23 protein-coding genes are annotated in these 26,345 nt (G+C 66.4%); 18 read left to right on the top strand and 5 right to left on the bottom strand.

What is annotated here, in order from left to right; genetic code table 11:
• Positions 1-15 precede the first annotated feature (15 nt).
• Genes AC1DGW_RS08420 through AC1DGW_RS08410 form a run of 3 tightly spaced genes read left to right on the top strand, consistent with a single transcriptional unit; the run spans position 16 to position 5,605 of the window.
• Positions 16-3,174, top strand: a complete 3,159-nt coding sequence (locus AC1DGW_RS08420; RefSeq protein ID WP_478021562.1) for a hypothetical protein — start codon at positions 16-18, stop codon at positions 3,172-3,174.
• The gene (locus AC1DGW_RS08415; RefSeq protein WP_478021559.1) at positions 3,171-4,271 is read left to right on the top strand and encodes a prepilin-type N-terminal cleavage/methylation domain-containing protein; all 1,101 of its coding nucleotides are present in this window, start codon (positions 3,171-3,173) and stop codon (positions 4,269-4,271) included. The genes AC1DGW_RS08420 and AC1DGW_RS08415 overlap by 4 nt, the downstream gene beginning before the upstream one ends.
• A complete protein-coding gene (locus tag AC1DGW_RS08410; RefSeq protein ID WP_478021557.1) occupies positions 4,268-5,605 on the top strand; it encodes a prepilin-type N-terminal cleavage/methylation domain-containing protein in 1,338 nt (445 codons plus the stop codon). Before AC1DGW_RS08415 ends, AC1DGW_RS08410 begins: the two co-directional genes overlap by 4 nt.
• 264 nt (positions 5,606-5,869) lie before the next feature.
• On the opposite strand, the gene AC1DGW_RS08405 is transcribed toward AC1DGW_RS08410, so the two are convergent.
• Positions 5,870-6,703: an AfsR/SARP family transcriptional regulator gene (locus tag AC1DGW_RS08405; protein WP_478021553.1), complete on the bottom strand. Its 834-nt coding sequence runs from the start codon at positions 6,701-6,703 to the stop codon at positions 5,870-5,872.
• Positions 6,704-7,550: 847 nt separating this feature from the next.
• Here AC1DGW_RS08405 and ilvC point away from each other — a divergent pair.
• From ilvC to AC1DGW_RS08355, 10 genes are all read left to right on the top strand, one after another.
• Entirely contained in the window at positions 7,551-8,525 is a 975-nt protein-coding gene (ilvC, locus tag AC1DGW_RS08400) for a ketol-acid reductoisomerase (protein ID WP_478021551.1), read from the top strand.
• 38 nt (positions 8,526-8,563) lie between these two features.
• Positions 8,564-10,291 carry an acetolactate synthase 2 catalytic subunit gene (gene ilvG, locus AC1DGW_RS08395; RefSeq protein ID WP_478021549.1) on the top strand — a complete coding sequence of 576 codons (1,728 nt, stop codon included), beginning with the start codon at positions 8,564-8,566 and terminating at the stop codon, positions 10,289-10,291.
• Positions 10,275-10,532 (top strand): ACT domain-containing protein, encoded by a 258-nt coding sequence (locus tag AC1DGW_RS08390; RefSeq protein WP_478021545.1) that lies wholly within the window; start codon positions 10,275-10,277, stop codon positions 10,530-10,532. Before ilvG ends, AC1DGW_RS08390 begins: the two co-directional genes overlap by 17 nt.
• A gap of 147 nt (positions 10,533-10,679) precedes the next feature.
• The gene (locus AC1DGW_RS08385; RefSeq protein ID WP_478022210.1) at positions 10,680-11,729 is read left to right on the top strand and encodes a threonine dehydratase; all 1,050 of its coding nucleotides are present in this window, start codon (positions 10,680-10,682) and stop codon (positions 11,727-11,729) included.
• Complete coding sequence (locus tag AC1DGW_RS08380) at positions 11,726-13,279, top strand: 2-isopropylmalate synthase (protein ID WP_478021543.1); 1,554 nt, start codon at positions 11,726-11,728, stop codon at positions 13,277-13,279. Before AC1DGW_RS08385 ends, AC1DGW_RS08380 begins: the two co-directional genes overlap by 4 nt.
• A gap of 37 nt (positions 13,280-13,316) precedes the next feature.
• Positions 13,317-14,735, top strand: coding sequence for a 3-isopropylmalate dehydratase large subunit (gene leuC / locus AC1DGW_RS08375; RefSeq protein WP_478021541.1), 1,419 nt, complete (start codon positions 13,317-13,319; stop codon positions 14,733-14,735).
• Positions 14,735-15,313, top strand: coding sequence for a 3-isopropylmalate dehydratase small subunit (gene leuD / locus AC1DGW_RS08370; RefSeq protein WP_055771857.1), 579 nt, complete (start codon positions 14,735-14,737; stop codon positions 15,311-15,313). The genes leuC and leuD overlap by 1 nt, the downstream gene beginning before the upstream one ends.
• A 111-nt stretch (positions 15,314-15,424) precedes the next feature.
• A complete protein-coding gene (gene leuB, locus AC1DGW_RS08365; protein ID WP_478021538.1) occupies positions 15,425-16,486 on the top strand; it encodes a 3-isopropylmalate dehydrogenase in 1,062 nt (353 codons plus the stop codon).
• An 81-nt stretch (positions 16,487-16,567) separates the two neighbouring features.
• Positions 16,568-17,911 carry an NADP-specific glutamate dehydrogenase gene (gdhA, locus tag AC1DGW_RS08360; protein WP_478021536.1) on the top strand — a complete coding sequence of 448 codons (1,344 nt, stop codon included), beginning with the start codon at positions 16,568-16,570 and terminating at the stop codon, positions 17,909-17,911.
• A 311-nt stretch (positions 17,912-18,222) separates the two neighbouring features.
• Complete coding sequence (locus tag AC1DGW_RS08355) at positions 18,223-18,660, top strand: hypothetical protein (protein ID WP_478021532.1); 438 nt, start codon at positions 18,223-18,225, stop codon at positions 18,658-18,660.
• A 169-nt stretch (positions 18,661-18,829) separates the two neighbouring features.
• On the opposite strand, the gene AC1DGW_RS08350 is transcribed toward AC1DGW_RS08355, so the two are convergent.
• The 4 genes from AC1DGW_RS08350 to prmC all read right to left on the bottom strand — a co-directional run bounded on the left by AC1DGW_RS08350 (position 18,830) and on the right by prmC (position 21,651).
• Complete coding sequence (locus AC1DGW_RS08350) at positions 18,830-19,246, bottom strand: type II toxin-antitoxin system HicB family antitoxin (RefSeq protein WP_478021529.1); 417 nt, start codon at positions 19,244-19,246, stop codon at positions 18,830-18,832.
• Positions 19,247-19,385: 139 nt separating this feature from the next.
• On the bottom strand, positions 19,386-19,553 hold the full coding sequence (locus AC1DGW_RS08345; RefSeq protein ID WP_478021526.1) for a hypothetical protein: 168 nt from the start codon (positions 19,551-19,553) through the stop codon (positions 19,386-19,388).
• Positions 19,554-20,389: 836 nt separating this feature from the next.
• Positions 20,390-20,557: a SymE family type I addiction module toxin gene (locus AC1DGW_RS08340; RefSeq protein WP_478021524.1), complete on the bottom strand. Its 168-nt coding sequence runs from the start codon at positions 20,555-20,557 to the stop codon at positions 20,390-20,392.
• A gap of 245 nt (positions 20,558-20,802) precedes the next feature.
• Positions 20,803-21,651: a peptide chain release factor N(5)-glutamine methyltransferase gene (gene prmC / locus AC1DGW_RS08335; protein ID WP_478021521.1), complete on the bottom strand. Its 849-nt coding sequence runs from the start codon at positions 21,649-21,651 to the stop codon at positions 20,803-20,805.
• A gap of 303 nt (positions 21,652-21,954) precedes the next feature.
• On the opposite strand from prmC, the gene ahpC reads away from it, so the two are divergent.
• The 5 genes from ahpC to AC1DGW_RS08310 form a co-directional block, all read left to right on the top strand.
• Positions 21,955-22,518, top strand: a complete 564-nt coding sequence (ahpC, locus tag AC1DGW_RS08330; protein WP_054667503.1) for an alkyl hydroperoxide reductase subunit C — start codon at positions 21,955-21,957, stop codon at positions 22,516-22,518.
• A 176-nt stretch (positions 22,519-22,694) separates the two neighbouring features.
• Positions 22,695-24,287: an alkyl hydroperoxide reductase subunit F gene (gene ahpF, locus AC1DGW_RS08325; RefSeq protein ID WP_478021518.1), complete on the top strand. Its 1,593-nt coding sequence runs from the start codon at positions 22,695-22,697 to the stop codon at positions 24,285-24,287.
• 169 nt (positions 24,288-24,456) lie between these two features.
• Positions 24,457-25,362 carry a LysR substrate-binding domain-containing protein gene (locus AC1DGW_RS08320; protein WP_478021516.1) on the top strand — a complete coding sequence of 302 codons (906 nt, stop codon included), beginning with the start codon at positions 24,457-24,459 and terminating at the stop codon, positions 25,360-25,362.
• A gap of 335 nt (positions 25,363-25,697) precedes the next feature.
• Positions 25,698-26,123 carry a nucleoside diphosphate kinase regulator gene (gene rnk / locus AC1DGW_RS08315; protein ID WP_153192482.1) on the top strand — a complete coding sequence of 142 codons (426 nt, stop codon included), beginning with the start codon at positions 25,698-25,700 and terminating at the stop codon, positions 26,121-26,123.
• Between the two features lie 36 nt (positions 26,124-26,159).
• Positions 26,160-26,345, top strand: a 186-nt coding sequence (locus AC1DGW_RS08310; protein ID WP_478021513.1) for a transaldolase family protein, incomplete at its 3' end; no start/stop codon positions are given.

The following is a 26,345-nucleotide window of genomic DNA, read 5'->3' as shown; positions in this document are numbered from 1 at the left end:
GTCATGAACCAGCCCATGCATAGAACCCACCCTGCCCCGGCCACCGCCCAATCCGGCATCGGCCTGCTCCAGGTCATGCTGATCCTGCTGCTGGTCGGCAGCGCATTGGCCGCCGGAGCAATACTCTGGCAGTCCAAGCGCGCGCCCGCACAGGCCCTTGCCCAAGAACAGGCACTGCGCTGGGCGGACGAGGCCATCGCCGCCTTCGCCGCCGCCAATGCGCGCCTGCCCTGCCCGGCAGATACCGTCAATGGCGAGGAGAACTGCGCTTCTGGCAACGCCAAGGGCTGGCTGCCCGCGCGTACGCTGCTCGGCGCCTCCGGCAACGGCATGCGGTTCGGCCCGGTGGCCTACATGGTCTATCGCGGCGACGCCGCCGCACATCTGGACCTCACCGCTCCTGGCAATACCTATCAACCGCCACTGACCGACGGCAGCGCCCGCGAGATCATTTCCAAGGACAAGGACGGCAAGGAAACCGGCCGCCGCGCGTTCGTCGCCATCAACGGCCTGGACCTGTGCCGTACGCTGGAACTGGTGCAGGCCCTTCCGCACGATCCGCTGAAAGCCGGCACCACCGGCGTCCCGTGGAATGTCGCCTACGGCATCGCCGCCGCGGGCCCCCAGTCCGGGCAATCGCGCCTGGACGATGCCAATACCGGCGGCAGTGCGCAGATGGCGGCACCCTGGGAGGAATGGGACGGCGGCTACGACGACCGCGTGCGCGTGCGCACCTTCGATGGCGCCGGACAGATGCTCGGCTGCCGGCTGCTGGGCGGCACCACGCCGGCACCGGTCGCGCGCGCCTATGCCACCCCGCTGGGCCTTCCCGGTGCGGCCGCGGCTACCGCCGCGCCCTACAACGTCTCGCTCGCGGGCATGGACGTGCTGGCCGCCGCCGTCACCCTGCACGATGCATTGGGCGAACTGCAGGCCAGCAACCTCGACGCCACCGAGTCGGCGGTGCAGGGCGCGGTCGCAGCGCAGATCTCGGTGATCTTCAAGCTGGTGACCACCGCCGTCAGCCTGTCGGACAACATCACCACACTGATCACCTCGTCGGTGTCGCTGGTGCGCTCCATCGTCACCTGCATCGCCTCGCTGGGCGCGACCTGCGCCGAAGTACCGCTCAAGACCGCCGCCGTGGTGACCTCCATCGTCGGCCTGGGCACCAAGGGCGTGACGTTGGCGGCCAAGGCCGCCTCGCTGCCGTTGGTCACGGCGGCGCTGGCAGCCACGATCAAGGCACGCGACATGGCCAAGAAGTCGGCCATTCCACCAGTCAGCAATCCCGAAGAGGCACGCCGGCAGCTCGAGTGCACGCTGTGGGCACGCAACTGCGCCAGCGACGAGGGCGTGGTCAAAACCGAGCTCAACCCCGACTGGAAGGACGGCGACGACCCCAAGGACAAATACCGCATCGTTTACCGGCGCGACGCCAGCGGCAACCTGATTCCCAAGCTCGACGCCGACGGCAACCCGATGCGCGACAGCAGCGGCAACCCCCTCTATGAGCCGGAATACGAAGCCGGCGCTCCACGCAAGGGGCTGGAGGACGAGACCCTGGAAGCCGAGAAGAGTTGGAAGACATTGCAGAAGCAGGTGGACGCGCTGGAAAGCTGGCGCCTGGCTCCCTGGGGTGTGGGCGTGGCCAACAACGGCGACCTGACCGAGAACGGCCGCATCGTCGAACGCATCGATGTGAACACGACGCGCCAGCAGATCTGTGGCGGCGACTGGAAGAACTGCCGCTACGGCAAAGCCGAGGTGCGTGTGGAATGCCCGTACGTCGGAACGAACAAGGGCGAATACGTGCTCAATGGCAGCGACTGCACTTACGTCGGCACCGAGACCATCACCGAACCGGATCCGAACGATTCCACCAAGACCATATCCGTCACCCGCGGCAAGGGCGACCGCAACCGCGTGGAGATCACCGACTACGTCTACAACCAGGACCAGGCCGTAGCCGACGCCATTGTTCTTCGCAACCTCACCCAGGACTGGTCAGGCCTGCGGATGCGCAAGGAAGAACTGGACAAGGAAATCAAGCTGCGCGAGGACAATTTCAAGAGCTGGTTCAATGGCAGCAATGCCATCCTGTCCAAGATGAAGGCACAACGGGACGACAACCAGCATTGCGGTGCCAGTCCCGCTACTGCCATGACCCGGCAGAAATGCGAGAACGCCAAGCTGACGGTCCTCTATATAGAAACCTGCCAGAAGCCGGAGCCGGTACGCATATGTACCGCTGTCAGCCCCGGTACGGGCCGCTATCGGGACGCGGTGTGCACCGACCGCAGCGGCAGCGATGCCGACAAGAACTACGGCTGGGTCGAGACCCTGCAACCGCCTCCGTATCCGCGGGACCCAACGCCGGATGCCGTCTGCAAGCCCAACATGCAGGACCGGATCGATGAGCTGAAAACCGAGCAGGCCGGACTGCAGCAGGGCATGGACAATGCCCGCGACGCCTACAACGGGCAGATCAGCCGCAAGGAAGCGCCGTGGCTGACCTATCCCACCAGTTCCAGCTACAACTGGTTCCAGTGGGCCATCGAGATCAAGAAGGACAAGGACGGCAACCCGGTCAGCTATGACTGGAAGCAGTCGCCAATCATCGAGACGTACCAGGTCTCGGTCCAGGTGCCCGACAACAGTACCGATCCGCCGGGAACAAAGTGGGAACTTCAGGATCGCCAGCGCCGCCTGCCCTTCTATGCCCCGGAGCCATATCTCGGTGGTCGTCCGCCGTTGCTGATCACCACGCAGGTGAACGAACCCCTGTTCGGGAGGCTGCAACTGTATGAACTGCTGCCCGAACGCGCCTGCGCCTACTTCAGCGGCCAGCAGTGGGATGGCAGCAAGTGGTGGTGGCCCAACAGCATCTGGGGCAATACAGGCACCGACACGCGGGGTCTGTACTGCCAGCGCTATCCCTACAGTCGCGCCTTCGAGGACTGGAAGCGCGCCAGGCTCGGCGCAAGCAACGCCAAGAAACACTACGAGGACCTCAAGGCCCAGTACGAGAAGCTGAAGCAGGAATACGAGGACATGCGCAGCGGCAGCGCCAACGGCGGCGATGAGATCCCCATGGCGTTCGGCGCGGAGCCAGCGCTGGAATGGGCCGATTCGCGTGGCTCGGCAGGTCCGCAACCGCTGGTGCAGCCATGAGCCGTCCGGTTCCACGCAAGGCCCCTGCCGGTTTCACATTGGTGGAACTGGCCGTGGCCCTTGCAATCGCCGCGCTGCTGACCGTGCTGCTGTTTACCCTGTTGCCGCTCGGCAACAAGGTGCTTGATGCCGAACGCCAACAGCAGGAACTGGCGCAGGCCGAACAGGCGCTGCTGGGCTACATGCGCAGCACGGGCCACCTGCCCTCGGCGGATGGCGACGGCAACGGCCGCGGTACCGGCGTCGCCGACGGCTGGTTGCCAGTGTCCGACCTCGGACTGCCCTCGCGGATGCGCATCCATTACCAAGTCCAACCGCGCCTGATCCTGGCATCCGGCAATGCATTCGATCCGCTGCTGCCCGAAAGCGATCCGCTGGCGATCACGGGCAGCAGCAACGGCCTGGATTTCTGCATGCAACTGTTGCTGGAACAACGCAGCAACATTCCGCTGGCCGGACTGGGCATGCCGGTAGCCTACTATCTGGGCCATTCCGGCATGGCCGGGCATGGCCGCGCCGACGCCGACGCGCAATGGAAGCCGGCGGCGCAGAGCATGCCCGGTGCCTCCACCGCCAGCGACCTGGCCACGATCGCCGCCGGCCCGGGGGAACTGGCCAGCCGGCTTTCCTGCACCGACCGCCTGGCCCGCACCCAGGGCAGCGCACAGGCCGCGCAGGCCGCCTGGAGCGCGCTGGGGATGACCAAATTCAACTTCGAATTCCGCGAATTCGATATCCACATCGCCGAAACCACCCGCGACCAGGCCAGTGTCGGCCTGGCGCTGGCGGTCTATGCCATGGCCGAGGCCATCACCAACGAGGCCATCGCCATCACCCTGTTGGCCTCGGGCTGGCCGCCGGACGGGCTGACCATTTCCGCCGGCGCCAAACAACTGGCCAAGTCGGTGGTATCCATCGCCAAGGCAGCCAAGAGCCTGGCCAGCGCCATCAAGACCTTGAATGAAGCCAAGGATGCCGTGGACGACGCCAAGACCCGGCGCGACCAGGTCAGGAACTTCATGAACAAGGTCGACACCCTCTACCAGGATGCCCGCGATACCACCCTTACCCTGGATCGCGCAGGACTGAACCCATGACGCCTCCTTTCCCTCCTATCGCCGGCATGCGGCAGCGCGGCTTCTCGCTGATCGAACTGACCGTGGCCCTGGTCATCCTGGGCATCATCGGCATCCTGTTGGCACGCTGGTTGAGCGATACCGCACATGAGCGCAGCCAGGTGGCACAGCGCGACCTGCTGCAGCGCGCCGACGACGCGATGATGGGCTACGCCGCCATAAACGCGCGCCTGCCCTGCCCGGCCAGCCCTCTCAGCGATGGTCGCGAGGACTGCGCCCAGGGAGAAGTCGGCACCCTGCCGTGGCGCACATTGAGTCTGCCCGACAACCGTGCCGGCAACATCCGTTACGGCGTACTGCGCCGCACCGGCGACAGCGCGTCATTGGCCGGCTGGAGCACGGCTACCCAGCGCGTGGCCAACGTCGATACCGCGCTGCCGGCCGACCTCGCCCATATCGAGGACCAGGCCGTTCCGCTGCAGGTGACTATCAACGCCCCGCGGTTCGTCCCCTTCAGCAAGATCGAGCCTTGGGACAACTGCAGCGTCGTCGATTGCGCGAACCTCCCGCACAGTGGTCAGAACAGCCTGAACAGCATGGATTTCTGCGATGCGATCCGCAACGCGGCGATGCTGCCGGCCAGCGCCCAGCACGTGCATACCCGCCGCGAACTGGATCCCGGCCAGATTGCCGGCAACGTCGCCTACGCCCTGGCCATCGTCAATCCGCTCTCGCCTGCACACGACGCCACCTCGCCGGTCTTCCAGTCTCCGCGCCGTCCCGGCGGTGGCGTGGACGACTACCAGGACAAGGTGCTCGCCGTGGGCATCGACCAGTTGTGGAGCCGCCTGCGCTGCGGCGAGCACTACGCGCCGGCACTCTACGCCCACGCCAACGTGGCCATGGCCGCACGCCTGACCACACCGGCCATGGCAAACCACAAGATACAGCTGGACATCATGGTCGAACTGGGCGTGGCCGAGGCCATGAACGCCTCGGTGGCGCTCATCGACGCCACCGCCGACCTGATCAACACCACCTCCGAGACCCTGGACACCATCGCCGAGATGTTCGAGACCTACGGCGGCTGGAACTGGCGCGTGGCCGTTGCCGGCGGCAGCATCGGCACGGCCGTCGGCAGCACGATTGCCGCGGGTGCCGCGCTGGTTGAAGCAGGCATCTACGCCGAGAGCTCCAGACGTTACAGGGACCAGTTCGCCGCCCGTTTCCCCGCCGAGTCCAAGCGCCTGGAAGACGAGATCGTCAGCAATGCACGTCGTGCGGACATGCTCGGAGGATTCCCCGATGCCACGGTGCGCACCGCGGCGAAGAACCTGCAGTACACGGCCCCCTGACCGCAAAGCGCGCCGATCGTTGCACGTTACCGGCCCAGCGCAGGTGGTCCGGTCACACCGCCTGCTGCTTCCCGGATCCAGCGTACTCGCTCGGCTGTCGCATCTTCCGAAGCTGCCGCACCGCAGGGCCGCGACAATCCGCGAACAAAGAAGCCGCCATCAACCAACGATGGCGGCTTGCTTGTGGCCAGAGGCCGGCCTGCACACGACCCAGGATATCGACCTGCCGCCAATCGCGGCAGTCGCTGCACGGGGGTCATCGCATCAGGCGCGTATGGCCTTGCCCAGCAGCGTCGCATGCAGGAGGCGCGTGCGGCCATAGCCCCGCAGCGGAACCACATGCGCCTGTCGTTGCGCGATCTCCATGGCCAGGGTGCGCGTCGCCGTCTGTGGCTGCACCGCCAGTTCCTGCTCCAGGCCACGCTCCAGTATCCGATAGCAGTCCAGGGCCATGTCCGGTTCGCCACGACATGCGTACAGGCGCATCAGGCTTCGCTGCTGCGCTTCGTCCCACGGATCGAGCATCACCTGGCGGCGGGCGAGACTCAGTGCGGCATCCAGGTTTCCGGCAGTGGCCGCCTCTTCGCATGCCCGCTCCAACGCCTTGAGCAGACGCTGCTGGACCCACGTCCTCGCCCCCGGCAGCCATTCGCTGAACTCGTCGCACTGTTCCAGCGCAACGCCTTCGAGCAGCTCGCCGGCATCTTCCAGCCATGCCTGCGAGCGCCGGCTGGCCGGCATCGCGCCAACCAGCGCAACCGGCTCCAGCAGGTCGATATCGAACAGCCCCTGCGACGCCTCCGGGCACAGGCGCACGGTCTCGCGGTCGATCAACAGCACGCCTTCGCCGACCGCCGCGACGATCGCGCGGTTCAGGTCGGTCAGCACCTGGCGGAGATTGGTCAACGCGGCGCCGTGCGGCAGATCGGGCCACAGCATCGCCGCGATCCGGCTGCGGCGGTGGATCCGCGGGCGTTCGATCGCGAGGTAGGCCAGCAGCGCCCAGCCCTTTCGGTAGATCAGCCGCCCGGCACTGCCGATGCAGCATTCCCCGAGCAGGCGGATCAGGGGCTGGGCATCGCCCGGCCACGCACTCACGGCGTCGCTCCCGCGGCGAAGGTCGGTGGTGTGCACGGGCTTCCATTCCCCATACGGCAGGCGAGAAAACAGTTCATGCGATTCCCCAGCTTTCGGATTGGCGGCCCGCTGTTTTCGCGGGGCTCACTAACCAGACCGTGAAAAGCGTCCGGTTCCTATCATTTGCTTTCGATTCCTTCCCGCCGCCATTGCGGCAGGCGCATGGTCCGATCAGGGCGGACACGCACGCTTTCGACGGACGCCCACCGACGTACTGCCACGGCGCGATCTCACGAAACAGGACGGCAGCCACAGCGATGAAACCGCCATGATCCGCGCAGGCAGCCCTTTGCCCGCATCAACCCGGGTCGCCGTCAAACAACTTTCAACAGCAACCATGCCGCAGCGACAACCCTTTCCGGAGAACGCGGCCATGCGCGTGACCGCGATCGGTCGCCACGCTTGACAACGCCGAAAGCGCCGTGGTTATCTCGACCCCATGCTGCAACGCCACACCACCGCCAACCCGACCCGCACCCCGGCCTCCGCCGCGGCGTCGCTGCTTGTACTCGTGCTTATTACCGAACCCACAGGTGCGGGACGAGCTGGCGCGTAGCAGAAAAAAGCCAGATTCGATCAAAGACCCCGCACCGGCCCCGGTGCGGGGTTTTTCGTTTCCAGCATCCATTTCAACTGAAACCATGTTCACTACCGATACCGCCACGCAGAAACACACCGCCCGCGATGCCATGCGCACCGCCGCGGCGTGCATGGCGCTCCTCCCTCCCCCGGCGGCCGCCGCGTCCTGATGACGCGACGGCCGTTTTCTTTTGCGCTCCATCCAATTCACTGCAAGGAACCAAGTCCCATGAGCTCCAACGAACTGCCCCAGATCAAGATCGCCGTCATCGGTTACGGCAGCCAGGGCCGCGCCCATGCCCTGAACCTGCGTGAGTCCGGCTTCGACGTGACCGTCGGCCTGCGTCCGGGCGGCCCGACCGAAGCCAAGGCCCAGGCCGACGGCTTCGCGGTCAAGACCCCGGCCGAAGCGGTCAAGGACGCCGACCTGGTCGCCGTGCTGACCCCGGACATGGTGCAGAAGAAGCTCTACGAGGACGTGCTGGCGCCGAACATGAAGCAGGGCGCGTGCCTGCTGTTCGCCCATGGCCTGAACGTGCACTACGGCATGATCGCCCCGCGCGACGACCTGGACGTGGTGCTGGTCGCGCCCAAGGGCCCGGGCGCGCTGGTGCGCCGCGAATACGAGATCGGCCGCGGCGTGCCGTGCATCTATGCCGTCTACCAGGACACCAGTGGCAAGGCCGAGCAGTTCGCGCTGGCCTATGCGGCCGGCCTGGGCGGCGCCCGCGCCAACATCATCAAGACCACCTTCAAGGAAGAGACCGAGACCGACCTGTTCGGCGAGCAGGCGGTGCTGTGCGGCGGCGCCTCGGCGCTGGTGCAGGCCGGCTTCGAAACCCTGGTGGAAGCCGGCTACCAGCCGGAGATCGCCTACTACGAAGTGCTGCACGAACTGAAGCTGATCGTGGACCTGTTCTACGAAGGCGGCATCACCCGCATGCTGGAGTTCGTCTCCGAGACCGCGCAGTACGGCGACTACGTCAGCGGCCCGCGCGTGATCGACGCCGGCACCAAGGCGCGCATGAAGGACGTGCTGACCGATATCCAGAACGGCACCTTCACCAAGAACTGGGTGGCCGAATACGAAGCGGGCCTGCCGAACTACAACCGGTTCAAGCAGGCCGACCTGGAGCACCCGATCGAAAAGGTGGGCAAGGAACTGCGCGCCAAGATGGTCTGGCTGCAGGCGCAGAGCGCGTAACCCGCGGTCCCCCACCCGCACAACGCAAAGGTCGCTGCATGAACACTCCCGTCCACGGCGCGCCACGCAATGGCGCACGCTGGCTGACGCAGGCCCTGGAGGCCGAAGGCGTGCAGACGCTGTTCGGCTACCCGGGCGGCACCATCATGCCGTTCTACGACGCATTGGTGGATTCCACCCTCAAGCACATCCTGGTGCGCCATGAGCAGGGCGCGGCGCTGGCCGCCAACGGCTACGCCCGCGCCAGCGGCAAGGTCGGCGTATGCGTGGCCACCTCCGGCCCCGGCGCGTCCAACCTGGTCACCGGCATCGCCGACGCGATGCTCGACTCGGTGCCGATGGTGTGCCTGACCGGCCAGGTCGGCACGCCGCTGCTGGGCACCGATGCGTTCCAGGAGCTGGACGTGTTCGGCATGACGATGCCCATCGTCAAGCACAGCTGGCTGGTGCGCAGCGTCGACGACCTGCCGCAGGTGCTGGCCGAAGCGTTCCGCGTGGCCCGCGAGGGCCGCCCGGGGCCGGTGCTGATCGACCTGCCCAAGGACGTGCAGCTGGCCGATGCCACACACCTGCCCGACCACGTGCCGGCTTCGGTCGATCCGGTGCCGGCGCCGGACGCGCAGCGCCTGGCCGCGGCGGTGGAGATGATCGCCGCCGCCGAAAAGCCCGTCATCTACGGCGGCGGCGGCATCGCCCTGGCCGAGGCGGTGGAGGAGTTCCGCCAGTTCGTCGAGGCCTCCGGCATTCCCACCGTGCTGACCCTGCGCGGGCTGGGCGCGCTGCCGGCCAACCACCCGCAGTACCTGGGCATGCTGGGCATGCACGGCACCCGCGCCGCCAACATGGCGGTGCAGGAGTCGGACCTGCTGATCGTGGTCGGCGCCCGCTTCGACGACCGCGCCACCGGCAAGCTGACCGAGTTCGCGCCGTTCGCGCGCGTCATCCACCTGGATGCCGACGCCTACGAGATCAGCAAGCTGCGCGATGCCGACATCGGCGTGCCCGGCGACCTCAAGGCCGGCCTGCGGGCGCTGTCCGGCATCCGCGGCAACTGCAACGGCTGGCGCGCGCGCTGCGCCGCCAACCGCGAGAAGTTCGCCGCGCGCTACGACGCGCCCGGCCAGGACATCTACGCGCCGGCGCTGCTCAAGCGGCTGAGCGAAGTGGCCCCGGCCGACACCGTCATCGCCTGCGATGTCGGCCAGCACCAGATGTGGGTGGCCCAGCACTGCCGCTTCAACCATCCGCGCAACCACCTGACCTCCGGCGCGCTGGGCACGATGGGCTTCGGCCTGCCGGCGGCGATGGGCGCGCAGTTCGCCTGCCCGGACCGCACCGTGGTCCTGGTCTCCGGCGACGGCAGTTTCATGATGAACGTGCAGGAGCTGGTCACCATCGCCCGCTGCCGCCTGCCGGTGAAGATCGTGCTGCTGGACAACTCCTCGCTGGGCATGGTCCGCCAGTGGCAGGAGCTGTTCTTCGCCGAGCGCTACAGCGAGATCGACCTGTCCGACAACCCGGACTTCGCCGCGCTGGCGCAGGTGTTCGGCATCCCGGCCACGCGCATCACCCAGCGCGCCGACGTCGAGGACGCACTGGCCACGCTGCTCGACACCCCCGGCCCGGCGCTGCTGCACGTAGCCATCGACGCGCGCGCCAACGTGTGGCCGCTGGTGCCGCCGAACAACGCCAACAGCACCATGCTGGAAGGCAACCCCGCCCACGCCAAGGCCACTCAGGAGAGTTCCAATGCAATACCGGCTTGACCTGGTGCTGACGCCCGCCGAAGGCGCGCTGCTGCGCGTGCTGGGCATGGTCGAGCGCCGGGGCTTCTCCCCGCGCAACATCGCCGGCAGCCGCGAGGCCACCGGTGCCGGCCGCTGGCTCGTGCAGCTGGAAGTCAGCGGCGAACGCCCGCCGGAAACCCTGTGCCGGCAACTGGAGAAGGTCTACGACTGCGAGTCGGTACGGATCGTGGCGCTGGACCATGCCGGGGTAGCGGCATGAATCCCGATGTAGGCGACGTACCGGTATTCCCCCGTCACCACCGGCCGCGGAGGCGTCTTCTTCGACGCCCGCCGCGCACGCCGGGCCATGGCCACGTACATGCCTGACCGTGGCCGTCCCGTCGCCGTTGCACCCGCCGCTGGCGAGATGAACGTCAGCGTCGCTGATGTATTGGCCGCGCAGGCGCGCCTACGCCGCTTCCTGCCGCCCACCCCGCTGCACTACGCCGAGCGCTTCGGCACCTGGCTCAAGCTCGAGAACCTGCAGCGCACCGGCTCGTACAAGGTGCGCGGCGCCTTGAACGCGATGCTGGCCGCGCTGGAGCGCGGCGACGAGCGCCCGGTGATCTGCGCCTCGGCCGGCAACCACGCCCAGGGCGTGGCCTGGGCCGCCTTCCGCCTCGGTGTGCAGGCCATCACCGTGATGCCGCACGGCGCGCCGGCCACCAAGATCGCCGGCGTGCAGCACTGGGGCGCCACCGTGCGCCAGCACGGCAACAGTTATGACGAGGCCTATGCCTTCGCCCGCGAACTGGCCGAGCAGAACGGCTACCGCTTCCTGTCCGCTTTCGACGATCCGGACGTGATCGCCGGCCAGGGCACGCTGGGCATCGAACTCGCCCCGCACGCACCGGACGTGGTGATCGTGCCGATCGGCGGCGGCGGCCTGGCCTCCGGCGTCGCGCTGGCGCTGAAATCGCAGGGCGTGCGCATCATCGGCGCGCAGGTCGAGGGCGTGGATTCGATGGCGCGCGCGATCAAGGGCGACGTGCGCGAAATCGCGCCGGTGGCCACGCTGGCCGACGGCGTCAAGGTCAAGATTCCCGGCTTCCTCACCCGCCGCCTGTGCGCCAGCCTGCTCGACGACGTGGTCATCGTGCGCGAGGCCGAGCTGCGCGAAACCCTGGTGCGGCTGGCGCTGGAAGAACACGTCATCGCCGAGGGCGCCGGCGCGCTGGCGCTGGCCGCCGGCCGCCGCGTGGCCGGCAAGCGCAAGTGCGCGGTGGTCTCCGGCGGCAACATCGACGCCGCCGTGCTGTCCACGCTGTTGTCGGAAGTGCGCCCCAGCCCGCCGCGCAAGCCGCGACGGCGCAACGCCGAACGACTTAGAAGCCGCGTCGCCCCCAACGCGCCGCGGCCACCCCGAAACGAACATCCCAACATCATCGCACCCGCTGTCGAGGAGACCCTCTGGTGAATACTCCAACCATCAACATCCCCCGAATTACCATCTTCGACACGACCCTGCGCGATGGCGAACAGTCACCGGGCTGCAGCATGACCCCACCGCAGAAGCTGGTGATGGCGCGCGCCCTGGCCGAGCTGGGCATGGACGTGATCGAAACCGGTTTCCCGGCAAGCTCCCAATCCGACCGCGAGGCCATGGCGCTGATCGGCCGCGAGGTACGCGAGCCGGTGCTGGCGGTGCTGTCGCGCTGCCTGCCCGGCGACATCGAGACCTCGGCCAAGGCACTGGAGGCGGCCGCTCGGCCGCGCCTGCACGTGTTCCTGTCCACCAGCCCGCTGCACCGCGAGCACAAGCTGCGCATGAGCAAGGAGCAGGTACTGGAATCGGTGCACAAGCACGTGAGCATGGCGCGCGGCTACATCGACGACGTCGAGTTCTCGGCCGAGGACGCCACCCGCACCGAGCTGGATTTCCTGACCGAGGTGGCGCAGGTCGCCATCGCCGCCGGCGCGCGCACCATCAACCTGCCCGATACCGTCGGCTTCACCACGCCCGACGAGATCCGCGCGATGTTCCAGCACGTCATCGGCCACGCCGCCGGCGCCGACAAGGTCATCTTCAGCGCGCACTGCCACAACGACCTGGGCCTGGCCGTGGCCAACTCGCTGGCCGCCATCGAAGGCGGCGCGCGCCAGGTGGAAGGCTCGATCAACGGCATCGGTGAGCGCGCCGGCAACTGCGCGCTGGAAGAGATCGCCATGGTGCTGAAGGTGCGCAACGCCTTCTACAACTTCGACACCGGCTTCGACACCCGCCGCATCGTGCCGACCTCGCAGCTGCTGCAGCGGCTGGTGGGCATGCCGGTCCAGCGCAACAAGGCCATCGTCGGCGCCAACGCGTTCGCGCATGAGTCGGGCATCCACCAGCACGGCATGCTGCGCAACCGCAACACCTACGAAATCATGCGCCCTGAAGACGTGGGCTGGGAGTCTTCGCAGATGGTGCTGGGCCGCCACAGCGGCCGCGCCGCGGTCGAGGCGCGCCTGCGCGCGCTGGGCTACTGGCTGGAGGAAGAAGAGCTGAAGCTGGTGTTCGACCAGTTCAAGGCCCTGTGCGAGCAGCAGCGCGTGGTCACCGACGCCGACCTGCAGACCCTGATGCAGGGCAACTCCGGCAGCGACGGCTACCGCCTGGCGTCGATGACCATCAGCGACGTCGGCAGCCGCGCCAACGCGCTGGTCGAACTGTCCGATCCGGAAGGCAACCGCGTGGCCGAGACCGCGCAGGGCGACGGCCCGGTGGATGCGCTGTTCTCGGCGCTGTCGGCCGCCACCGGCGTGCAGCTGACCCTGGACAGCTACCACGTGCACAGCGTCGGCATCGGCGCCGACGCGCGCGGCGAGGCCAACCTGGGCGTGCGCCACGAGGGCAACATCTACGAAGGCACCGGCACCAGCCGTGACATCATCGAGGCCAGCGCGCTGGCCTGGCTGGACGTCACCAACCGCCTGCTGCGCCAGCGCGAAGGCAGCAAGACCCAGGAAGCCGTCAGCGCCTGAGCGCGACGGCCCCGCATAGGCAACGGAACAAGACGCAATGAGCTCCGCACCCAAGACCCTGTATGACAAATTGTGGGACGCGCACGTCGTCGTCCCCGAAAGCGACAGCGCACCGGCCGTGCTGTACATCGACCTGCACCTGATCCACGAAGTCACCTCGCCGCAGGCCTTCACCGAACTGCGCGAGCGCGGCCTGAAACCGCGCCGCCCCGACCGCACCAAGGCGACGATGGACCACTCCACGCCGACCCTGCCGGCCGGCGCCGACGGCAAGCTGCCGTACGCCAGCAAGGCGTCCGAAGCGCAGGTGGAGATGCTGGCGAAGAACTGCGCCGAATACGGCATCGAGCTGTTCGACATGGCCTCGAGCAGCCGCGGCATCGTCCACGTCATCGCGCCGGAACAGGGCTTCACCCAGCCGGGCATGACGATTGTCTGCGGCGACAGCCACACCTCCACCCATGGCGCGTTCGGCGCGCTGGCCTTCGGCATCGGCACCAGCGAAGTGGGCCACGTGCTGGCCACGCAGTGCCTGCTGCAGCGCAAGGCCAAGACCATGTCGATCACCGTCGATGGCGAACTGGCGCCGGGCGTCGGCGCCAAGGACGTGGTGCTGCACATCATCGGCGTGATCGGCGTCAACGGCGGCACCGGCCACGTGCTGGAATTCCGCGGTTCCACCATCGCGGCGATGGACATGGAACAGCGCATGACCCTGTGCAACATGTCCATCGAGGCCGGCGCGCGCGCCGGCATGGTCGCGCCGGACCAGGTCACCTTCGACTGGGTAGCCAGGACCCCGCGCGGCCCCAAGGGCGCCGACTTCGACAAGGCGGTTGCCTACTGGAAAACGCTGCGCAGCGACGACGGCGCGCGCTTCGACGTGGACGTGCGCATCGACGCCGCCGACATCCGCCCGACCCTGACCTGGGGCACGCACCCAGGCACGGCCATCGCCGTGGACGCGCCGATCCCGGCGGCCAACGACACTGCCGCGCAGAAGGGCCTGGACTACATGAAGTTCGAAGCCGGCCACGCGCTGGCCGGTACGCCGGTGGACGTGGTGTTCGTCGGCTCCTGCACCAACGGCCGCCTGAGCGACATGCGCGAGGTGGCGCAGGTGCTGCGCGGCCGCCGCGTCGCCGACGGCGTGCGCATGCTGGTGGTGCCGGGCTCGGAGATCGTCAAGCGCGACGCCGAGGCCGAAGGCATCCACGAGATCGTGCGCGCCGCCGGCGCCGAATGGCGCGAACCCGGCTGCTCGATGTGCATCGCCATGAACGGCGACCTGGTCGCACCGGGCCAGCTGGCGGTGAGCACCAGCAACCGCAACTTCGAGGGCCGCCAGGGCCCCGGCTCGCGCACCCTGCTGGCCTCGCCGATGAGCGCCGCCTGGGCGGCGGTGAACGGCAAGGTCGCCGACGTGCGCGAGCTGTTCAACAAGGAGGTGGCGTGATGGCCGGTTTCCGTACCCTGAGCTCGCGCAGCGTGGTGCTGCGCCAGACCAACATCGACACCGACCAGATCATCCCGGCGCGGTTCCTGTCCACCACCGAACGCGCCGGGTTGGGCAAGAACGCATTCAACGACTGGCGCTGGCAGGCCGACGGTTCGCCGAACCCGGAGTTCGCCTTCAACCAGCCACAGAACGAAGGCCGCTCGATCCTGCTGGCCGGCCGCAACTTCGGCTGCGGTTCCTCGCGCGAGCACGCGCCATGGGCGCTGACCGACCTGGGCCTACGCGCCATCGTCAGCAGCGAGATCGCCGACATCTTCCGCGGCAATTCGCTGAAGAACGGCCTGCTGCCGATCGTGCTGGACGAAGCCGACGTGCAGGAACTGATGCAGCGCCCGGACGACGAACTGACCATCGACGTGGCCACGCGCGAACTGCGTACCCCGGCCGGCAAGGTGTATGCCTTCCCGCTGGACGGTTTCTCGCAGACCTGCCTGCTGGAAGGCGTGGACCAGCTGGGCTGGCTGCTGGGGCGCGTGCCGGAGATCGAGCGGTACGAAAGCCAGCGCCACGCCTGACCCCCTGCTCCCCGTAGGAGCGCACTTCAGTGCGCGATGAAGCTTTACCGGCAAAGCCTCATCGCGCACTGAAGTGCGCTCCTACGAACAACAAGACCACTGGAAGACCCCATGCAAGCCAACATCGTCGTACTGCCGGGTGACGGCATCGGCCCCGAGATCACCGTCGCCGCGGTGGACGTGCTCAAGGCCATCGCCAACCGCTTCGGCCATGACTTCACTTTCGCCGAGCACGACATCGGCGGCATCGCCATCGACAAGCACGGCGAGCCGCTGCCGGCCGCCACGCTCGAAGCCTGCAGCAAGGCCGACGCCGTGCTGCTCGGCGCCGTCGGCGGGCCGAAGTGGTCCGACCCCAACGCCAAGGTGCGCCCGGAACAGGGCCTGCTGGCGATCCGCAAGGCACTGGGCCTGTTCGCCAACCTGCGCCCGGTGCGCACCCACCCGGCCGCGCTGCATGTCTCGCCGATCAAGGCCGAACTGCTCGCCGACGTGGACTTCGTGGTCGTGCGCGAACTGACCGGCGGCATCTACTTCGGCGACAAGACCCGCGATGCGGAAAGCGCCAGCGACCTGTGCCGCTACACCGTGGCCGAGATCGAGCGCGTGCTGCGCAGCGCCTTCCGCCTGGCGCAACAGCGCCGCGGCAAGCTGACCTCGGTGGACAAGGCCAACGTGCTGGAGACCTCGCGGCTGTGGCGCGACGTGGCCGCGCGCATCGGCCGCGAGGAATTCCCGGACGTGGAACTGGAACACCAGTTGGTCGATTCCATGGCCATGCACCTGATCGCCAAGCCGCGCGCCTACGACGTGATCGTCACCGAGAACATGTTCGGCGACATCCTCACCGACGAGGCCTCGATGCTGGCCGGCTCGCTGGGCCTGCTGCCGTCCGCCTCGCTGGGCGAGCAGGGCAAGGTCGGCATCTTTGAACCGATCCACGGCTCGGCGCCGGACATCGCCGGCAAGGGCATCGCCAACCCCTACGCCACCATCCTCAGCGCGGCCATGCTGCTGCGCCACTCGCTGGGGCTGGAGGAAGAAGCCGCCGCCGTCGAGCAGGCGGTCGCGTCCGCACTGGACGACGGCCTGTTCACCGCCGACCTCGCCGCACAGGGACGAGCGCTTTCCACGCACCAAGCGGCGCAGGCGGTACTCGCCCGCCTCCAATGACTCCATGACGCGGCCTACGGGCCGCGTTTTCGTTCCGGCTGTCCTTTTGCTGTCCCTTCCCCACCTTCAGGAGGAATGCCCTTGAACCACCGTAGTCCCGATGAGTTCCTGGCCTATGTCGCCAGCCGCGACCCTTACCAGCCCGAGTTCCTGCAGGCGGTCAAGGAAGTCACCCACAGTCTCTGGCCGTTCCTGCAGCAGCACCCGCAGTACGCACGGCATGGCCTGCTGGAGCGCCTGGTGGAGCCAGAGCGGGTCATCCAGTTCCGCGTGGCCTGGGCCGACGACAGCGGCCGCACCCACGTCAACCGCGCCTTCCGCGTGCAGCACAGCGCGGCCATCGGCCCGTTCAAGGGCGGCATGCGCTTCCACCCCTCGGTGAACCTGTCGATCCTGAAGTTCCTGGCCTTCGAGCAGACCTTCAAGAACGCCCTGACCACCCTGCCCATGGGCGGCGGCAAGGGCGGCTCGGACTTCGACCCCAAGGGCAAGAGCGAGGGCGAAGTGATGCGCTTCTGCCAGGCGCTGATGCTGGAGCTGTACCGCCACCTCGGCCCGGACACCGACGTGCCGGCCGGCGACATCGGCGTGGGCGCGCGCGAGGTCGGCTTCATGGCCGGCATGATGAAGAAACTCAGCAACGACGCCGCCTGCGTGTTCACCGGCAAGGGCCTGGCCTACGGCGGCAGCCTGATGCGCCCGGAAGCCACCGGCTACGGCACCGTGTACTTCGTCGAGCAGATGCTGCACCACGCCCGCCGCGAAACCCACGGCGCCAAAGTGCTGATCTCCGGCTCCGGCAACGTCGCCCAGTTCGCCGCGCTCAAGGCCGCCGAACTCGGCGGCAAGGTCCTCACCTTCTCCGACTCCGGCGGCACCCTCTACGCGCGCGACGGCTTCGACGAACAGGGCATGCAGGACGTGATGGCGCTGAAGAACGAACGCCGCGGCCGCCTCTCCGAACTGGCCGGCGACAAACGCTTCGAGTTCCTCGAAGGCCGCCGCCCCTGGCACATCCCCGCCGACATCGCCCTGCCCTGCGCCACCCAGAACGAACTGGACGAAAGCGACGCCCGCACCCTCGTGCACAACGGCGCCCTGTGCGTGGCCGAAGGCGCCAACATGCCCTCCACCCTGGAAGCGGTGGATGTGTTCCTGCAGGCCGGCACCCTGTACGCCCCCGGCAAGGCCAGCAACGCCGGCGGCGTCGCCACCTCCGGCCTGGAAATGAGCCAGAACGCATTGCGCCTGTCCTGGCGCCACGCCGACGTGGACGAACGCCTGCACGTGATCATGAAAGAAATCCACGCCAACTGCGTGCAGCATGGCAAACGCGCGGATGGCAGCGTCAACTACGTCGATGGCGCGAATATCGCGGGGTTCGTGAAGGTGGCCGATGCGATGCTGGCGCAGGGGTTGTATTGAGGTTTGCGCGTTCCTTCTTCCGTCTGGAGGAAGGGATAGTGCCGGTACCCGGCCCAAGTAGCCCATCCCTTCAATAGCATGAGCCCTTGCGTTATGCCGAGCAATTCGGGGTGTAACCGATATGGTCGCAAACGCGCGGCGTTTGACCTCAGGCTCCCGGCTGCACCACGCCCCCTATCCTTTCCAACCCGTTGATCTTTTGGGCATCACCCATCTTCACATTAGCGCCGGAAAGCAGGACACTTGGGCAACGGCGCGATTAGGCGGCCGAACAGGCGTTAGGCGTCACAATCACTAATAGGGGGGGGGAGATGAAAGTCCAAGAACAAGATCAGTATCACGGCATCGCGCTGACCCAGCTCGTAGAGCATGAATCCTTCAAAGCGCTCAATCGCTCCTCCGATCACTACGGCCATTACAAGGTCAATACGGATCGAGAGGTGTTCGTGAAGTATCGAAAGACCGGAACTAGCTCTTGGCAATTCGTGTTTCAGCCTCACGAACTCAAAGCCATCAAGGCTGCAATGGCTACAAAATCTGACATCTTTGTGTGTCTTGTTTGCGCACGCAGTACGGTCTGCGCGTTAAGCGAGGATGAGATAAATGCTCTCATTGATGTGTCAAGCGGCACGAGCCAGAGCATCACTATCAGCGTTCCACCACGTTCCAGCTGCCGCGCTCGGGGTTCAATTGGGACGCTCGGGTACACAATCCCTCACAACTCGTTTCCCAACAAGGTCTTCGAGTGACGCCTAACAATTCATTCAAGCCGACGCCGCTTCGCGGCGCGGCTTAATTCAGGCGTTAGGCTCAGTTTCAGACTACAACCGATCACAAATGAAAGAGCCCCGCGCTAGCGGGGCTCTTAAACTTCCATGTGGGCGCAAAAAGCTTCCCAGTTGTGTCACACGCAAGTTGTCACGCGACGGAGAAAGACAACGTCTTTCCCATGGCTTTAAACGCCTCGGCCAAGGTGTCGATCTTGGTTGCGTGATGCAAATCAACTATACGAGTAATAGTTTGAGGTGATGCGTCCAGCTTCTTAGCGAGCTTTGACGGGGTCACGTTCTCTCTAAGCATTTCGTTCAGCAGGAGAACCTTAACGGCAACACTGGCCGGAAGAGTAATTAACTCTTCGCCATCACGTGCCTTTGTGGGCATGGGTACTAGCCGGCGGTCTTCGAAGTAGAACTCCATTGCAGTCGCAAGCGCGTCACCAGCCATTTCGGTGGCTTCCTTTTTGGTACTACCCCCGGTTGTGGCCTCGGGGATATCCCTAAAGGTAACCACGTACCCATCCCTTTCCTTTTGAAAGCGGGCGGGATACATGAACATCATTAACTCCATTGTCTATATTTAATCAGAGATAGTTCTTAACAATAAGTTTAGTCTTCGAGTGAGCTATGGCAGTCTTGTCTAGATCAACTGGCCGCCCTTCTGGGCGGCCATGCACCACTTTCCGCTTCATTTCTTATCAAACGCCAAGCTGATTCTTAATCACCTTAGCGAGTTGATTCGGGATTTCTTTGTGCCTCGGAATGGTCGCCTGCTTACCGTTGAGATATACCTTGGTATGCTTGCTTCCTTCCTTAAACGCTGCCCCCAGCGCCGCCAGTTCCCGCTTAAAGCTTGCCGTATTCATCCACTCGAACTCCTGTCATAGGCATCAAAGTCGCATAGGACTCTCCGTTACGTGGGAACATCCCCACACCATTAGAGTACACAAATTTGTGTAACGTGTCAACACTTTTGTGGACTATCCGGTTGCCGCGTTCCGAGCAGGCTGGTCCCTAGCCAGGGGTCAGGGACTAGGGCCTAACAATTCATTCAAGCCGACGCTGCTTCGCGGCGCGGCTTAACTCAGTCGTCAGACCAGCACTGGAGAGTTCTCGGATGTCGGATCAGACAGAGCACGATTCAAGGCTAAGGGAGATTTGGCAGCAAACACTCGTTCCCGTTGTTTACCGAAGAGAGAAGCCAAATCCACTTCTTGTGCGACTTCCATTTGCGTCTAACAACTTCAATACCTTGCGCGGAAAGAACCAGCGCAAGCCGACTTGGGATCAGCTTCGGAAGCGTTGGGAAACACCAGTTGCTTGGTTTGATGACCTTATCAAACGCCTAGCAAAGCACTACGGCCAAGTCTATGTGATCCAGCTATACCGCGAACAACAGAAATGTGCGCCCGCTTGCTGGAATGCAAAAGGGTTACATTGTGAGTGCTCCTGCATGGGAGCCACGCACGGCACTGGTCATCCCGGCGGGAAATGGTATGAAGTCTCAGAGACATTTGCATGCCATTGGGGGCCAAAGGAGTACTCATGCCGTCTAATAAAGGCCGCCTGAAAGCGGGCGGGCCTAACAATTCATTCAAGCCGATGCCGCTTCGCAGGTCGGCTTAACTCAGACGTTAGCCGCCAGATTCACATCGACAAATGCCATGGGCGGGCTTCGTCCGCCCATGGCCATCAAGCAAGGCTACTCGTCAGCGGCAATCACTATGCCGCGCCGGGTCACTATCACCCGCGCGTTCTGGCCGACTTTGAGGCCTGCAGCCTCCAGCCAATCGCCGCACAGTCGCAGGTAGGGCACCTGTCGGGTCTTGAAGATGCGCGATGTAAACCGGGGTTCGGTCTGTTCGGTCATGATGATCTCCTACGATTCGTTCTGTCTATTTCGCCTCCTGTTCAGAGAGGCGGCCGGGTGCTTGAACACGGTCGTAGGGCCGCCCGCAGCTTTTCCCTTTCGGGTGTTGCATGACTGCGCGCCACCCGGCCATAGAAAACGCGGGGCACAAAAAAGCCACTGGGCTGTCGGGAGTGGCTTCCGCCTACGAAGGTGTGTTCAGCACCTGCGCAGGATGTAATCACCACCTCGCGAAGAGGTCAACGTCAGACAATCCCCCGCAGCCGCCCCAGAGTTACCCGATCCCGCTGCTCCAGGTCCTGCACGGTTTCCACTTCGTCGAAGCCACCCTGCTTCAGCAGCGCGCGGATGGCCGGGCCCTGGTCCCAACCGTGTTCTAGCAGCAGCCAGCCGCCGGGGACGAGGTGGTCGGGGGCGCCGGCGATGATCTCGCGGATGGCGTCCAGGCCGTCGGCGCCGGAGGCCAGGGCCGGGGACGGTTCAAAGCGCAGGTCGCCCTGCTGCAGGTGCGGGTCGCCGGCGGCGATGTAGGGCGGGTTGCTGACGATCATGTCGAAGCGGTCCGCGCCCAGCGCGGCGTACCAGTGGCCGCGGCGGAACCATACGTTGTCCAGGCCGTGGGCCTGGGCGTTCTTCACCGCCACCGCCAGGGTGGGGCCGAGCAGGTCGGTGGCCATCACCGTGGCCAGTGGGCGTTCGCTGGCGATGGACAGGGCGATGGCGCCGCTGCCGGTGCCCAGGTCGGCGACGCGCGCCATGTGCTCGGCCGGCAGCCGTGCCAGCGCCTGTTCGACCAGCAGTTCGGTCTCCGGGCGCGGGATCAGGGTGGCGGTGTTGACCTGCAGGTCCAGGGTCCAGAAGCCGCGGCGGCCGGTGAGGTAGGCCAGGGGGTGGCCTTGGGCGCGGCGCTGCAGCAGCAGCTCGAAGCGCTGGCGGGCGGCGGCGTCCACCGGGTCGGTGGCATGGGCGAACAGCCAGGCGCGGTCCACGCCCAGCACGTGCAGCAGCAGCTGTTCGGCCTCATGGCGGGCATCCTCGCCCGGCAGGGTGGCGGCGCCTTCCCGCAACAGCTCGGCAACCTTCGGGCTGGACACTTCACTACCTCTTCGCGGGACGTTTCCGGGACCGGGAGGATAGTCACCCGGCCTGTCGCTGCCTACCGCGGCGGCGCCGGCCGGGATCGAGCCTGCCTATGCCTGCCCGTTCAGTTTGGCGGGTGCGGTGGCTTGGAAAGCCGGAAAAGTGCCCGATATCGGGGTCAGGGCCTGCCCGGCGGGCTGAATCAATAGCCAATACCTATTGATGCGATGCATTCAATTCATTTGTTTTATTAGGCACTGCCTATTAGCCTGTGCTCCACGGTTCACCACCCGTCCCTTCAACCAAGAGGAAGTTCCATGTCCCTTATCAACACCCAGGTCCAGCCGTTCAAGGCCAACGCCTTCCACAACGGCAAGTTCATCGAAGTCACCGAGGAAAGCCTGAAGGGCAAGTGGTCGGTGCTGATCTTCATGCCGGCGGCCTTCACCTTCAATTGCCCGACCGAGATCGAAGACGCGGCCGAGCATTACGCCGAGTTCCAGAAGGCGGGCACCGAGGTCTACATCGTCACCACCGACACGCACTTCTCGCACAAGGTGTGGCACGAGACCTCGCCGGCCGTGGGCAAGGCGAAGTTCCCGCTGGTCGGCGACCCGACCCATCAGCTGACCAACGCCTTCGGCGTGCACATTCCGGAAGAAGGCCTGGCCCTGCGCGGCACCTTCGTGATCAACCCGGAAGGCGTGATCAAGACCATGGAGATCCACTCCAACGAGATCGCCCGTGACGTGTCCGAGACCCTGCGCAAGCTGAAGGCCGCCCAGTTCACCGCCGCGCACCCGAACGAAGTGTGCCCGGCCAAGTGGAAGGAAGGCGAGAAGACCCTGACCCCGTCGCTGGACCTGGTCGGCAAGATCTAAGCCGTCCCTCGCTCCCACCCCGCCCCTGCGGCGGGCGTGGGGGTGAACCGGAACCGCGTCGAGCCAGCCCGCTCGTTGCCCGCCAGACGCGGTTCCGGTTCACCCCTACTTTCCCGGCGCGTTGCCTTCCGCAACCGCGCCCTCCCCCCGTTTTGCCTCGAACAAGGAGTTGCGCCGTGCTCGACGACACCCTCAAGACCCAGTTGCAGCAGTACATGGGCCTGCTGCGCCAGCCGCTGCGCCTGGTGGCCTCGCTCGACGACAGCGCCGCGAGCGCCGAGATGCGCGGCCTGCTGGACGACATCGTCGCCGCCGGCAACGGCAAGATCACGCTGGATGCCTCGGGCACCGATGCACGCAGGCCGTCGTTCGTGATCGCCCGCGAGGGCGAGAGCCATGGCGTGCGTTTCGCCGGCCTGCCGCTGGGCCACGAGTTCGAATCGCTGGTGCTGGCACTGCTGTGGACCGGCGGCCATCCGCCGAAGGTGGCGCAGGAGGTGATCGACAGCATCAAGGCGGTGGACGGCGAGTTCGCCTTCGAGGTGTACATGTCGCTGACCTGCCACAACTGCCCGGACGTGGTGCAGGCGCTGGCGCTGATGGCCATCCTCAACCCGAAGATCAGCACCACGGTGATCGAGGGCGGCGCGTTCCGGCAGGAAGTGGAGCAGCGCCAGGTGATGGCGGTGCCGATGGTGTTCCAGGGCGGTGAGATGTTCGATTCCGGGCGCATGACGCTGGAGCAGATCGTCGCCAAGCTCGACACCGGCGCGGCGGCGCGCGATGCGCTGAAGATCAATGCCAAGGAGGCATTCGACGTGCTGGTGGTGGGCGGTGGCCCGGCCGGTGCGGCGGCGGCGATCTATGCCGCGCGCAAGGGCATCCGCACCGGCGTGGCGGCCGAGCGTTTCGGCGGCCAGGTGCTGGACACGCTGGCGATCGAGAACTTCATCTCCGTGCAGCACACCGAAGGCCCGAAGCTGGCCGCGGCGCTGGAGCAGCATGTGCGCGAGTACGAAGTGGACATCATGAACCTGCAGCGCGCCACCAAGCTGGTGCCGGCCGGCGCCGATGGCCTGGTGGAAGTGCAGCTGGAGAACGGCGCTTCGCTGAAGTCCAAGAGCGTGATCCTGTCCACCGGCGCACGCTGGCGGCAGATGAACGTGCCGGGCGAGAACGAATACCGCAACAAGGGCGTGGCCTATTGCCCGCACTGCGACGGCCCGCTGTTCAAGGGCAAGCGCGTGGCGGTGATCGGCGGCGGCAACTCCGGCGTCGAGGCGGCCATCGACCTGGCCGGCATCGTCAGCCATGTCACCGTGTTCGAGTTCGACAGCAAGCTGCGCGCCGACCAGGTGCTGCAGGCCAAGCTCAACAGCCTGCCCAACGTGAAGGTGGTGCTCAACGCGCAGACCACCGAAGTGCTGGGCGACGGCCAGAAGGTGACCGGCCTGGCCTACACCGACCGCGTCGGCGGCGATTCGCACCGCGTGGAGCTGGAAGGCATCTTCGTGCAGATCGGCCTGCTGCCGAACACCGAGTGGCTGCGCGGCACGGTGGAGCTGAGCGGGCGCGGCGAGATCGTCATCGATGAGCGCGGCCAGACCAGCGTGCCGGGCGTGTTCGCCGCCGGCGACTGCACCACGGTGCCGTACAAGCAGATCATCATCGCCATGGGCGCCGGTTCCACCGCCGCGCTGAGCGCGTTCGATCACCTGATCCGTACGCCGGCGCCGCAGCCGGTGGCGGCGGTGGCCGAGACCGCCTGAACCACGATGCCGCCGGCCCGCCCGGCGGCATCTCCCGTAGAAGCGGTTTCAGCCGCGAAGGGGCTTTCATGCGGCTCTCTCCCCCAATGAAACTGCCTGGTCAATGGGCAGGCCCCTTCGCGGCTGAAGCCGCTCCTGCGATCCCGTCCGCTGTTGCGAGGCCAACCCGATGAACCTGCGTGACCTCAAGTACTTGGTGGCGCTGGCCGAGCACAAGCACTTCGGCCGGGCCGCGGCCGCCTGTTTCGTCAGCCAGCCCACGCTCTCCACCCAGATCAAGAAGCTGGAGGAAGAGCTGGGCGTGCCGCTGGTGGAGCGCGCGCCGCGCAAGGTCATGCTGACCCCGGCCGGGCGCGAGGCGGCGGCGCGTGCGCGCGGCATCGTCGCCGAGGTCGAGCAGATGAAGGAGGCCGCGCGCCGCAGCCGCGACCCCGAGGCCGGCACGGTGCGGCTGGGCATCTTCCCGACGCTCGGCCCCTACCTGCTGCCGCACGTGGTGCCGGCGATACGCGAACGCTTCCCGCAGCTGGAACTGCTGCTGGTCGAGGAAAAGAGCGATGTGCTGCTGACCCAGCTGCGCAACGGCCAGCTCGACGCCGCGCTGCTGGCGCTGCCGCTGCACGACGACCAGTTGCACGCCGAGTTCCTGTTCGAGGAACCGTTCGTGCTGGCCGCGCCGGAAGGCCACCCGCTGGCCGCCCACGCCACGTTGAGCATGGGCGACCTTACCGACCAGCGCCTGCTGCTGCTGCAGGACGGCCACTGCCTGCGCGACCAGGCGCTGGATGTCTGCCACCTGGCCGGCGCACTGGAGAAGTCCGAATTCCAGGCCACCAGCCTGGAGACGCTGCGGCAGATGGTGGCGGCCAATGTCGGCGTCACCCTGCTGCCGATGCTGGCGGTGAAGCCGCCGGTCGCGCGCTCGGAGAACATCCGCCTGCTCGGTTTCGCCGGCGAGGATGCGCCCAGCCGGCGCATCGCCATGGTCTGGCGCCGCAGCTCGGCGATGGGCGATTTCCTGCAGCAGCTGGCGGGCATCTTCCAGAGCCTGCCGCCGGATCTGCTGGCCCTGTAGGAGCGCGCCTTGGGGTGCGAAGGGGCCCGCCCGGAAAACCATGTGCCGGGCAAGCGCGGCACCTCCGACCGGCCGTGCCATGCGGTGGCGCGTTGAGCCATGGTTACGGGGGGTCAGCCCCCGTCTGGAGCCCTGCCGGCAAAGCCGCATCGCGCACCAAGATGCGCGCCCGCGCACGCCTGAACCGGCGTCTCCCACGCATTGCATCCCCGCCGCCCCGCCCCCATGATCGGGGTGGGTCGCATCCGTTCCACAATCCCCGCACAATAGGCCCGGGCGGTGCCGGCTTGGCGCCGCCTTTTGCATGTCTCTCAACAATTGCAGGAGTTTTTTCCATGCCGACCAACAGCGGCCTGCCCCCGTCAATCATCGTGTCCAGCCGTGACATGGCCCGCCTCGAGGCCATGCTCGATTCCCCGGCCCTGAGCCGGCACCCGGCCGCCGTCGCCCTGTCCCAGGAGCTCGAACGCGCGCAGGTGCTGCCGCCGGAGGAAATCCCCGCAGGCATCGTCACCATGCACTCGCGCGTGGACTGCGTGGACGAACTGCATAACGAAGAACATTCCCTGACCCTGGTCTATCCGCACGAGGCGGATTTCGACAAGGGCCGCGTCTCGGTGCTCGCACCGGTCGGCAGCGCCCTGCTGGGCCTGTCCGTCGGCCAGACCATCGACTGGACCGCTCCCGGAGGCCGCCAGCTGCGCCTGCGCGTGACCGCCGTCCACTACCAGCCCGAAGCCGCGGGCGATTTCCACCGCTGAGCGCCGCGCGCCGGCCCCCGTACCAGGAATTCCGCAATGACCCGATCCAAGCTCGCCCAGCTGCGTGAACTGTCCGTCGTCGTCGCCGACACCGGCGATTACGACGCCATCAAGCGCCTGCGCCCCGTCGACTGCACCACCAACCCGACGCTGGTGAAGAAGGCGCTCGACCTGCCGGTCTACGCCGGGCTGATCGAGCGCGAGCTGGAATGGGGCGGGGCC

The organism is Stenotrophomonas sp. 05N423, assembly GCF_056397145.1.
Note: the sequence above shows the minus strand (reverse complement) of the source record. Positions and strands in the feature narration are given on the sequence as shown.

Bases quoted from the DNA above. Each gene is read 5' to 3' on its own strand.
- AC1DGW_RS08420 (WP_478021562.1), top strand. From the start codon at position 16: ATGCATAGAACCCACCCTGCCCCGGCCACCGCCCAATCCGGCATCGGC.
- AC1DGW_RS08415 (WP_478021559.1), top strand. From the start codon at position 3,171: ATGAGCCGTCCGGTTCCACGCAAGGCCCCTGCCGGTTTCACATTGGTG.
- AC1DGW_RS08410 (WP_478021557.1), top strand. From the start codon at position 4,268: ATGACGCCTCCTTTCCCTCCTATCGCCGGCATGCGGCAGCGCGGCTTC.
- ilvC (WP_478021551.1), top strand. From the start codon at position 7,551: ATGAGCTCCAACGAACTGCCCCAGATCAAGATCGCCGTCATCGGTTAC.
- ilvG (WP_478021549.1), top strand. From the start codon at position 8,564: ATGAACACTCCCGTCCACGGCGCGCCACGCAATGGCGCACGCTGGCTG.
- AC1DGW_RS08390 (WP_478021545.1), top strand. From the start codon at position 10,275: ATGCAATACCGGCTTGACCTGGTGCTGACGCCCGCCGAAGGCGCGCTG.
- AC1DGW_RS08385 (WP_478022210.1), top strand. From the start codon at position 10,680: ATGAACGTCAGCGTCGCTGATGTATTGGCCGCGCAGGCGCGCCTACGC.
- leuC (WP_478021541.1), top strand. From the start codon at position 13,317: ATGAGCTCCGCACCCAAGACCCTGTATGACAAATTGTGGGACGCGCAC.
- leuD (WP_055771857.1), top strand. From the start codon at position 14,735: ATGGCCGGTTTCCGTACCCTGAGCTCGCGCAGCGTGGTGCTGCGCCAG.
- leuB (WP_478021538.1), top strand. From the start codon at position 15,425: ATGCAAGCCAACATCGTCGTACTGCCGGGTGACGGCATCGGCCCCGAG.
- AC1DGW_RS08355 (WP_478021532.1), top strand. From the start codon at position 18,223: ATGAAAGTCCAAGAACAAGATCAGTATCACGGCATCGCGCTGACCCAG.
- AC1DGW_RS08350 (WP_478021529.1), bottom strand. From the start codon at position 19,246: ATGTTCATGTATCCCGCCCGCTTTCAAAAGGAAAGGGATGGGTACGTG.
- AC1DGW_RS08345 (WP_478021526.1), bottom strand. From the start codon at position 19,553: ATGAATACGGCAAGCTTTAAGCGGGAACTGGCGGCGCTGGGGGCAGCG.
- AC1DGW_RS08340 (WP_478021524.1), bottom strand. From the start codon at position 20,557: ATGACCGAACAGACCGAACCCCGGTTTACATCGCGCATCTTCAAGACC.
- ahpC (WP_054667503.1), top strand. From the start codon at position 21,955: ATGTCCCTTATCAACACCCAGGTCCAGCCGTTCAAGGCCAACGCCTTC.
- AC1DGW_RS08320 (WP_478021516.1), top strand. From the start codon at position 24,457: ATGAACCTGCGTGACCTCAAGTACTTGGTGGCGCTGGCCGAGCACAAG.
- rnk (WP_153192482.1), top strand. From the start codon at position 25,698: ATGCCGACCAACAGCGGCCTGCCCCCGTCAATCATCGTGTCCAGCCGT.